The following is a 9,638-nucleotide window of genomic DNA, read 5'->3' on the forward strand; positions in this document are numbered from 1 at the left end:
AACGAATAATTTCGGCTCTAAAATTTGAGCTAAGCTACAAGCGAAGCCAAATTTTAGTAGTCAACTCTTAGGGGTGAATGAGATTTTAAAATTTGCTCAAAGACATTAAATTTGCAAAAAAATTTTACAAATTTACTTTTAAGTCCCTACTCTATCCTTCCGCGGGCCAAAACTGGCACTTTCTCGCAGACCTCATCGCCGCTTACAAGATAGGCATAGTCATATAAATTTACCACCGGACAGATGTGATTTGGATAGATCCGCACGAGATCGCCCACACGCACGCTGTTAGCAAATTTCTCATTTAAGATGATCGCATGCTCGTCAAACAGGTTATCTATCCACACTTCATGCTCTGCGATGAGCCCCATGCCAGGCGTCGTGCAAAAGCCCTCACTGCGCCTCTCTTTAGTTAGCGCCTTTGCTCCAGCATCAAGGATCGTGCGGGTCGCAGTCGGCCTTGAGATCACGACACTAAGCACGCTAGCAGCGTTCATATCAAAGCTGCCATAAGCATTTGCCTGCGACGCATCCATAAATATATATGTGCCAGGGCGAAGCTCTGTAACGCCTTTTGGTATCTCAAAATCATTTATCAGCGACGGCGTCGAGCCGATGCTAACGGTAAAATTTTCATATCCAAACTCTCGCGCGATATCAGCAAATTTTAGCGTTCTCTCGGTTGCCACTTTAAAAATTTGCTCGCACTCGCGCTTATCTTTTGCCTTGTATGAGTGGCCATCATGCGAGAAAACACCGCAAAATTCCACGTTTTTACACTCCCCAAAAGCGCTCATCAAAGCTCTAAAATCGCCCTCTTCTATGACACCTGAGCGGTTTTCGCCAACTTCTATCTCAACAAGCAGCCTAGCTATCTCGCCGGCCTCGCCAAATACCTCATCAATTAGCCTTAAAACGCCCACACTATCGACGCCAAAGCTCACTTTAACGCCAGCTTTTTGCATAGCTATGATACGAGCAAATTTCTGCCTTGTGACGATCTCATTTGCGATAAAAATGTCGCTTAACCCCTCTTTTGCCATCACTTCAGCCTCGCCCACCTTTGCCACTGTGATGCCATTTGCGCCGCACTCTACTTGCAGTTTTGCAAAGTATGGCATCTTGTGCGTTTTGGTATGTGGTCTTAAGCTTACATTAAATTTATCAGCGTATTTTTGCATTTTTTCTAAGTTTTTTAGCACTATCTCCCTGTCTATGAGTAGCGCTGGGGTGTCTATTTCGGTGATTTTCATGAGCTATCCTTTCTTTTTTCTTAGATTTTAACTCTAATTATTTAAAAAAGGATAGCTTTTAGCACTTTAAATTTTCAAAGTGTTACTTTTAGGCCTTTCTTGCGCCGATCTTTGGTGCGTCAAATGCCCTGACACGCTTTGGCGTGCCCTTAAATTTCTCAACCTCGACAAGGCTCGTGTGGGCGGTATTGCTCTGGCTCATCTTGCTTGATGGCACGTCTTTTGTGAGCACGTTTAAATTTCCGTGCAAGCAAAGGCTCTTCTCGCCTGGCACATCTGGGTCGTACCAAGCTCCCTCGCTCACGATGACGACGTTTTGTGGCACGTCCTCGGTCACAAATGCACCGCACAAAATTTCGCCCCTGTCGTTGTAAATTTTCACCACATCGCCCATTTTTATCCCTCTAGCCTCGGCTGTTTTTGGGTTTATGAGCACTGGCTCACGCTCTGCGATCTCGTTAAAATGGCGAAGCACAGAGTTATTTAGCTGTGAGTGAAGCCTAAATTTAGAGTGAGCACCACTGATAGCGATAGGATACTTTTTGTTTTTCGCACCCAGCCACTCAAATGGCTCAAGCCAAGTCGCATGCGGTGGGCAGTCGTCGTAGCCAAAGCCAGCGACCGTTTCAGAGTAAATTTCTATCTTGCCAGATGGCGTTTTTAGTGGATTTGCAACTGGGTCGTCACGGAATTTCTTGTAGTTTGTAAAGTAGCGTTTTTTCTCATCGACCTTGTCAAATCTAAAATAGCCCTTCTGCCAAAACTCATCAAAGCTTGGCATGCTCTCATATCCAAGCCCAGCAGCCTTTTTAACGGCATCTTCGTAAATTTCCTTGACCCACTCTAGCTCGCTTTTGCCCTCACTAAATGCCTCTTCCCTTCCCCACTCTTTTGCTATGAGCCTTGCGATCTCGAAGTCGCTCTTGCTCTCGCCAAATGGCGCAACAAGCGGCTTAATGGCAAAGAGATACTCGCTAGTTGAGTTTGCCAACTCGATGTCCGTTCGCTCGCATTCAAGCGCAGCTGGCAGGACGATGTCGCTTAGTTTTGCCGTGCTCGTCCAAAATGGCTCGCAAGTGATGATCGCGCTAACTTTTTGCATAGCTTTTATCGCTCTATTTGTCTCTGGGTGCCTTGTAAATGTCGAGCCGTTGGCGTTAAACATCACTCTGATCTTTGGTAGCTTGTAGCTCTTGCCATTTCTAGTTATCTCTTTGCCAGGGCTTAAAAGTGCGTCTATGAGCCTTGAGTTTGGCAGCTCATATCCCTTAGTCTTTGGCACTAGTCCGCTATCTATAAATTTTTGAGGCACTTTTGTCTCAAAAGCCGCTAGTTTGGGCGCTATGAAGCTCTCATCGGCGTTTTTGTGCATGCCGTCATTTGTAACAAAGCCACAACCCTCTTTGCCGATGTGTCCAAGCATCGCATTTAGCGTCACAAGCGCCCAGTAGGCCATCTCACCGTGATCTTGCCTTTGTATGGCGTAGCCGCTAACTATGACTGAGTCGTTTTTGGCTAGATCCTCGCTAAATTTTGCCAGTTCTTGCTCGCTCACGCCACAAATTTTGCTTGCCCAAGCTAGGTTTTTATTGACCCCGTCTTTTGTGCCAAGCATATACTCTTTAAATTTATCAAAGCCAACGGTGTATTTTTCTATAAATTCTTTGCTGTAAAGCCCCTTTTCAAAAAGGTAGTTACACATACCTATCATCATCGCCGTATCGGTGCAAGGCACAACTTCAAGGTACTTTGCGCCAAAATATTTTGCGCTTTCGTTGTGATAAACATCGACGCTATAAATTTTCATCTCGCCGCTCTCGCCTTTTTTTCTGATCTCATCGTAGTATTTATATGAGTTGTGAAGCGGCACGCCAATGGCGATCTTGTTTGAAACGACTGGGTTTGTGCCCCAAAATACGATCGTTTTGGCATTTTTTAAGATAGCCTCCCACTTTGTTGGCGCTAGTGTTGGGTCGATCGAGCCTGTGATGTGAGGCATGATGACAGTCGCTGCGCCGTATGAGTAGCCACCAAGCTCATTTACGTATCCGCCAAGCACGTTAAGTAGCCTCTTTGCGGTCTTTTGGCTGTGACCAACTTTGCCAAGGCTACCCCACTGATAAACCTGTCCGTAGATCGCTTCAGCGCCGTATTTATCAAAATTTTCTTTTAAAATTTTCGCACTTAGTTTTATAGCTTCGTCCCAGCTAACGCGCACAAACTCCTCTTTGCCACGAAGCTCTGGCTTTGGGTTGTTTGGGTCAGCCAAAAAGCTCTTTCTAACAAATGGATATTTTACACGGCTTTCGTTTTGGATATGATCAAGAAGTGCGTTGTTTAGCTCATTTGGGCACGCATCGCCCTCAAATGGCTCAGTCTCTACAACGCGCCCTGCGATAGTTTTTACATAAAATGGGCCAAATTTGTTTGCACTTAGTCCGCTTTGCTTGTCAAAAAGCGCCTGAGCTGCTCCGTCAAGCTCTTTTGCCTGAAGGCTTGCTGCACTTAAGGCACCAAGCTTTAAAAAGTCTCGTCTTTTCATTTTTTCTCCGAATTTGGTTAAATTTACTGTTTTTGGTTGGTTTTATGAGTTATAAATTTAGTATTTTGTATCATCTTGTCATGAAAAGGCCTTGTAATGTAATACGCAAACTTGCGTCTAAATTGCGTTATTTTAGCCAAAAAATATTAAAGGATAGGGAAATGGTAGGATTTTATGTAAATGTAAAGTTAAAAGCTGGATGTGAGGCGAAATTTGAAGAAATTTTAAAAGAGATCGTGCCAGCTTCAAGAAAAGACAAAGGCTGCATAAGCTACGAGTGTGGCGTAGTTGCAGGCACTAAAAGCGAATACTGCTTTATGGAGAGCTGGGAAAATTTAGAGAGCCAAAAAGAGCATATGAAGAGCGCTCACATGGTGAAAAACGCAGCTGCACTGGAGGCTTGCAAAGAGAGCCAAGAGGTGAAAATAATAAATTTCGTGGACGCAAAGGAATAATATTTGCTTTAAAAGGGGCAAAATTTAGAAAAATGAGCGAAGAAAAAATGCTTGAGATGATAAACGCGACTGCCGATGTTATGTTTATGGCTATACTTAGAGGGCGTGTGAGCCTTGAAGCCTGCAAAAAGGACAAGGAATTTATCGACGCCCTAAGAGAAGAGCTGCTTAGCAAAAACCCAAACAAGCTCAAAGTCGCGCAAGACTCGCACCAGATGATCGCCATTTTCGAAAAATACCGCAATAAAAAATAATCCAACTTAAAATTTAAATCCATTTGCCGATATAGTGTTAAAGGATTTGACATGATAAACGCGCTAAATGGATTTAATCAAAGCTTTAACTATCAAGATGCTTTTAATAAGCAGCCAACGGCTATCGCAAATTTAGGCAAAGTAAAAATTTCTCCTCAAACCCTAGACATCAAGCATCTATCGCTCTCTGGCTACTCGTCAAATGATAAAATTTCTATTTGGGGCAAGATGAACGGGCTTGATAGCTCTATGGGTAAAGATGAAGTTGCTAGCCTTAAAAATTTCGTTGATAGCACGAAGCTTTGGCGAGCAAGCTCCATTCTAACCAGCGAGAAAAACGGCTTTAGCGTAGATGAGTTTAACAAAACTTACAATATATATGCTATTGCCACCGACAACCTGAAAATTCTAATCAACCACGCCAATGGCACACTTTATCTAAACCGCGAAGCTACAAATTTACTAGACTCTGATCTAAGCATAGATAAATTTAAAGACAAATGGCTGGAATTTACCGCCGAAAGGATACTTGGCGAGCATGCAAATGTGAAAATTTCTTTTAAAGACGGGGCTTTACACTACGAGCAAACATCGGCTAAAAAACGCATAGAAATCTTAGGTCAAGCGATGGCGCAGCGTGTAAGCTACGCTGATAAAAATAGCAAAGATGAGTTTTTGAAATTTCTAAAAACAAGTTATGAAAAGGGCGAAAATATCGCTGATGTGCTGCAAAATATCGCCCTTACGCCAGTTAAAGAAGATGGCGACGAAGATATAGAAGAAGAGAAATTTAAGCCTATGCAAGTTACCAAAAAGAGTGTGACCTACACGGATAAGGATATAAAACGTGAGTTTTTTGAGGAATTTATCAGGCGCGAGGTCGAAAATGGCGCAAGCTTTGATGATCTAGTGCAAAAGCTAAACAAGCTAAAGCCAAAGGATATACTGGCTTAGCTTTAGGGTTTAAATTTTGGGGCTGGCTTTGCTACTAAATTTTCTGCTCAATCTTAAATTTTAAAGAGCCAGCTTCGCTCTATAAATTTATATTCATGGTTAAATTTAAAGAACCAGCCAGCCTAGCCCAAAAAATTTCTACTTTGGATTATTTATACTTATCACCATATTTTTCTCATCAAGATATAGCCTAGCAGCCTCTTTGATGTCGTCATCTGTGAGCGCTTTGACCGCATCTATATACTCATCAGCCGTGTAAAGTGGCGTGTTAAAAATTTTATTTGAGATGATGAGATTTTGCCAAAACTCAGGCTTTTCGTAATCTTTTTTTATAGAAATTTCACTCTGCGCCTTAAAATCCTCCAAATGTTTTGGCAAGAGTGCGCCATCACGCTTAATGCTAGCTATTATCTCCTTTATCTCGGCGATGATCTTGTCCGTGTTTGCAGGGTCGCAAGTAAAGCCTATCACCGCCTTTGAGTACTCATACGGATAGCGAGCGAGCTTGGCATTTAGACTAAAGCCGTATGTTTGACCTTTGTCTTCTCTGATCTTTTCTCGAAGCGCCGTTTTTAAGACTGAGCTTAGCGCTCTTAGCTTGATCACCTCTTTGAAGCTGTATTTTGTATCTAAATTTATTATATCCACGCTCACATCGCTTCTTTTTGTGCTTTGATACTCCCTTTTAAAGGTGTGCTGCCCCTTGATACTTCGCACGCCGTCATCTTTAAAATTTTCAGCCTCGCCAAGCTTAGGCAAGGTGGCGATATACTTTTTAACAAGTGGCAAAAGCCTCTCCTCGTCAGTGTCACCGATGATTACGAAGGTGTATGAGGCTGCGTTTGTAAATTTATCTTTGATGACCTTTTTTAGCTCATTTAGCTTTAGCGCGTCGATCTGCGCCATCTCGATGGGCGCTACACGCTTATTGTTTTCGTAAAAAAACTTGCTAAATTCGGTGCTAAATTTATATTCAGGCAAATTTTGCTCTTTAACTAGCTCATCTTTTGTTCTTTGTTTTATCCTCTCAAGCACGTTTGCATCGGCTCTTGGGGAGCTAAACTCTAAATTTATAACAGCTAGCAGCGAGCCAAGATCGCCACTGCTTGAAGAGCCGTAAATGCCCTGTGTAAGCGCCTCTATGCTCTTTTCATAGCTTACTATCTTGTCGTTTAGCACCTTTGAAAGCTCGTAGTTGTTAAATTTGCCAACACCACTTTCATTTGTGAGCGCAACTGCAAAGCCGCCAAGCTTAGGATCAGCTAGATCTGAAGTGCCACCCTTGCTAATGGCTGCAAACAAGATGCTATCTTTTTTGGTAGCTAGTGGCTTAAAGATGACTTGCGAGCCATTTGGCAGCTTATAAGTGTAGATGCCATGCTTTTGGTCAAATTCGCTAGAAAGGATATCTTTTGGCTCTAAATTTTCATTGCCAAGGCTCTTATTTAGGCTCTGGTTAGCTAAATTTGTATCGTAAGGTTTTGCCTCATCTTTTAGCTTTAAAAAGGCATCTTTGCTAAGCTTAAAGCCATCTTTACTAAAGACCCTCACGCGCTCATCAGGTATGGCTAAAATTTGCCTAAATCTAGCATTTACCTCTTCAAGCGTGATCTCGTTTAAGAGCTTTAGGCTAAGGTTTTTGCTATCTTCATCGCTTAGCACAAAGCCGCCATTTTCGATCATGTTTAAAATTTCACCTGCATAAACGCTTGATTTTTTAGTTTTTGAGCGTTTAAATTTAGCCTCTACGTTTGCCACAAACGCCTTTTTCACATCGCTAAAATCGCCTTTATTAAAGCCAAATTTCTCAATGCCCTTTAAAACGCTTAACATATCTTTAAGGCTAGCGTTAAAATCATCTCCGATCGCATTTGCCTCAAAACTATAAATTTTTTGCTTTGCTTGAAGTGTTTGCGCCATAAAATCAACGCTTAAATTTGATGAATTATTTGCATTTTTTTGCTCATAAAGCATATTTATAAGGCTAGCTATTAGCGCGTCTTTTAAATTTCTCTTCACATCAGCCTCATCCAAGACTGGCTTAAATTTATCAAAAAAGCTAAGTCTTACAAACTGAGCCGCCGTCTCGTTTGCGTCGTAGTTAAAGACGTTTAGCCCATCTTTAAAAGCGATGCTTTTGTCTGGATGAGCATAAGAGTTGCTATTTTTTGCTGCGCTAAAGCTTTTTTCTATCAGAGTTTTTATCTCGTTTTTATCAAAGTCGCCAACTGCCACAAAGCTCATAAATCTTGGCTGATAAAGCCTCTCGTAAAACTCTTGCATGTGCTTAGCATCCACGCTTTTTATCACGTTCATGTCGCCTATAGGCACTCTTTTTTGATAGATGCTACCTGCAAAGATGTCCTTGCTTTGGGCAAGATAGAGCCTATAAGCTGGCGTGTTTCGCTGGCGCTCCTCCTCCATTATGACGCCACGCTCCTTATCAAGCTCGCCTGCATCGATCTTTACGCCATCGATCCAGTTTGAAAAGACCTTAAAAACATCCTTTAAATTTTTCTCATTTACATTTATGCTTAGCGTGTAGCTCGTCTGATCGTAGCTTGTTTGCGCGTTTAGATCAGCGCCAAATTTGACCCCAAGGCTCTCAAGCTGCTTTATTAGCTCATTTTTGCTAAAGTCGCGGCTGCCATTAAACGCCATGTGCTCCAAAAAGTGCGCAAGCCCCTGCTCGCCCTCTCTCTCATCAGTCGAGCCTGAGTTTACAACTAGGTAAAAGATGGCCGTTTTTTGTGGAAATTTATTCTCTTTTATATAGTATTTAAGCCCGTTTTCAAGCTCACCACTTAGCATATCTTTGTCATTTTGCAAGGCAAAGAGGCTAAGCGCTAGGCATAAAAGTAGCAGAATTTTTCTCATAATCCGTCCTTTAAATTTCTATGTAAAAGCGGATTTTAGTATAAATTTTAAAATGCAAGATAAAGCTAGCCTGCTAAATTTGCAGGCTAGTTGGGAGGTGTTATTTTAATTCGTATTTTTTAAGCAATGCGTCGTAGCTGCCGTCTTTTTTCATCTCATCTAAAATTTGATTTATCTTAGCGATAAGCTCGCTCTCTTTATTTTTATCAAAAGCGACTGAAAAGCCCTCGCTACCATCGACCTCTTTGAAAAATGCCTCTACTTCAGGGTTTTTCTTGATAAAGCCATAGCCGATCGAGCTATCAAGGATAACCGCGTCAAATTTGCCAACTTTTAGCCCCATGATGAGTGGCACAGTATCTTCTGAAGGCACTACTTTTGCGCCATTTATCGCATTTGCAGCTAGCTCTTGGATGGTGCCTTGTTGCACGCCTACTTTTTTGCCAGCTAGCTCCTCTTTAGCTTTTAAAGTGTCGTTGCCTTTTTTCTTTAGGTAGATGTTTTCAGTTAGGTAGTATGGCTTTGTAAAATCAATCGACTTTAGTCTATCAGGAGTCGCACTCATCGCACTTATAATGCCATTTATCTTGCCAGCTTTAAGCGCTGGGATGAGACCATCAAAGCTCATATTTATGATCTTGTATGAAAAACCAGCACGCTTTGAAATTTCATCTATCAAATCGATGTCAAAGCCTGTTATTTTGTTGTTTTCATCGATGTATTCAAATGGCGGGTAGTTTGCCGCTGTACCAAATTTTAGCTCGTTTGCACAAAGAGCAACAAAAGCCGTGAGTAAAAGAGCAAAGATCTTTTTCATGTCTATCCTTTAAGGTGATTTAATGCCCTAATTATCGGCATTTATATATTAAAATTTGTTTAAATTTAACACAATGGCAGAAATTTACATAAGCTCGTAAAGCGTATAGGCAAGTGCACTAAAAGAGGTCAGGCAAATTTTAAAATTTCATGAGCGAGTATATCTAAAATTTATTAGAGCTTTTGAAACGCATGCGGCACGATAGTGCTATCGCATGCACCTTGAACGTGCGAGGGGATTGTGGGATCTAAAGGGAGATAAGGGGACGGCTTCGTAATTCAAGTCCCCTTGTCTCCCTTTTGGATAAAGCAAATTTATAAATTTGATTATATTGCTTTGTAAATTTTATCTAGCCTAAATTCACATAGCTCTCTAATAGTTTAGAGAGCTATGCTTTGTATTGTGGTCTTTGGTTATCTTTACAATAAGCCTTTTAGAATTTCTTCTTCCTAACATCTTCAACTATAGCTTTAGCCATCTCATCCA

7 protein-coding genes are annotated in these 9,638 nt (G+C 41.6%); 3 read left to right on the forward strand and 4 right to left on the reverse strand.

The genetic code is table 11. The features are described 5' to 3' along the window. Positions 1-146: 146 nt before the first annotated feature. Both Q0296_RS07010 and Q0296_RS07015 read right to left on the reverse strand, forming a co-directional pair. Positions 147-1,253, reverse strand: a complete 1,107-nt coding sequence (locus Q0296_RS07010; protein WP_298038586.1) for a D-TA family PLP-dependent enzyme — start codon at positions 1,251-1,253, stop codon at positions 147-149. An 88-nt stretch (positions 1,254-1,341) separates the two neighbouring features. Further along, positions 1,342-3,795, reverse strand: a complete 2,454-nt coding sequence (locus Q0296_RS07015) for a molybdopterin-dependent oxidoreductase (RefSeq protein ID WP_298038588.1) — start codon at positions 3,793-3,795, stop codon at positions 1,342-1,344. Positions 3,796-3,956: 161 nt separating this feature from the next. On the opposite strand from Q0296_RS07015, the gene Q0296_RS07020 reads away from it, so the two are divergent. Genes Q0296_RS07020 through Q0296_RS07030 form a run of 3 tightly spaced genes read left to right on the forward strand, consistent with a single transcriptional unit; the run spans position 3,957 to position 5,458 of the window. Further along, a complete protein-coding gene (locus Q0296_RS07020; RefSeq protein WP_103639651.1) occupies positions 3,957-4,250 on the forward strand; it encodes an antibiotic biosynthesis monooxygenase in 294 nt (97 codons plus the stop codon). A 32-nt stretch (positions 4,251-4,282) separates the two neighbouring features. Then, positions 4,283-4,504, forward strand: coding sequence for a nicotinate phosphoribosyltransferase (locus Q0296_RS07025; protein ID WP_298038594.1), 222 nt, complete (start codon positions 4,283-4,285; stop codon positions 4,502-4,504). A gap of 51 nt (positions 4,505-4,555) precedes the next feature. Then, entirely contained in the window at positions 4,556-5,458 is a 903-nt protein-coding gene (locus Q0296_RS07030; protein ID WP_298038596.1) for a hypothetical protein, read from the forward strand. A 138-nt stretch (positions 5,459-5,596) separates the two neighbouring features. On the opposite strand, the gene Q0296_RS07035 is transcribed toward Q0296_RS07030, so the two are convergent. Next, a complete protein-coding gene (locus Q0296_RS07035) occupies positions 5,597-8,335 on the reverse strand; it encodes a pitrilysin family protein (protein ID WP_298038599.1) in 2,739 nt (912 codons plus the stop codon). A 100-nt stretch (positions 8,336-8,435) separates the two neighbouring features. Beyond that, positions 8,436-9,152 (reverse strand): basic amino acid ABC transporter substrate-binding protein, encoded by a 717-nt coding sequence (locus tag Q0296_RS07040; protein WP_298038602.1) that lies wholly within the window; start codon positions 9,150-9,152, stop codon positions 8,436-8,438. Positions 9,153-9,638 lie beyond the last annotated feature (486 nt).

Source organism: uncultured Campylobacter sp. (assembly GCF_937890585.1).
GTDB lineage: Bacteria > Campylobacterota > Campylobacteria > Campylobacterales > Campylobacteraceae > Campylobacter_A.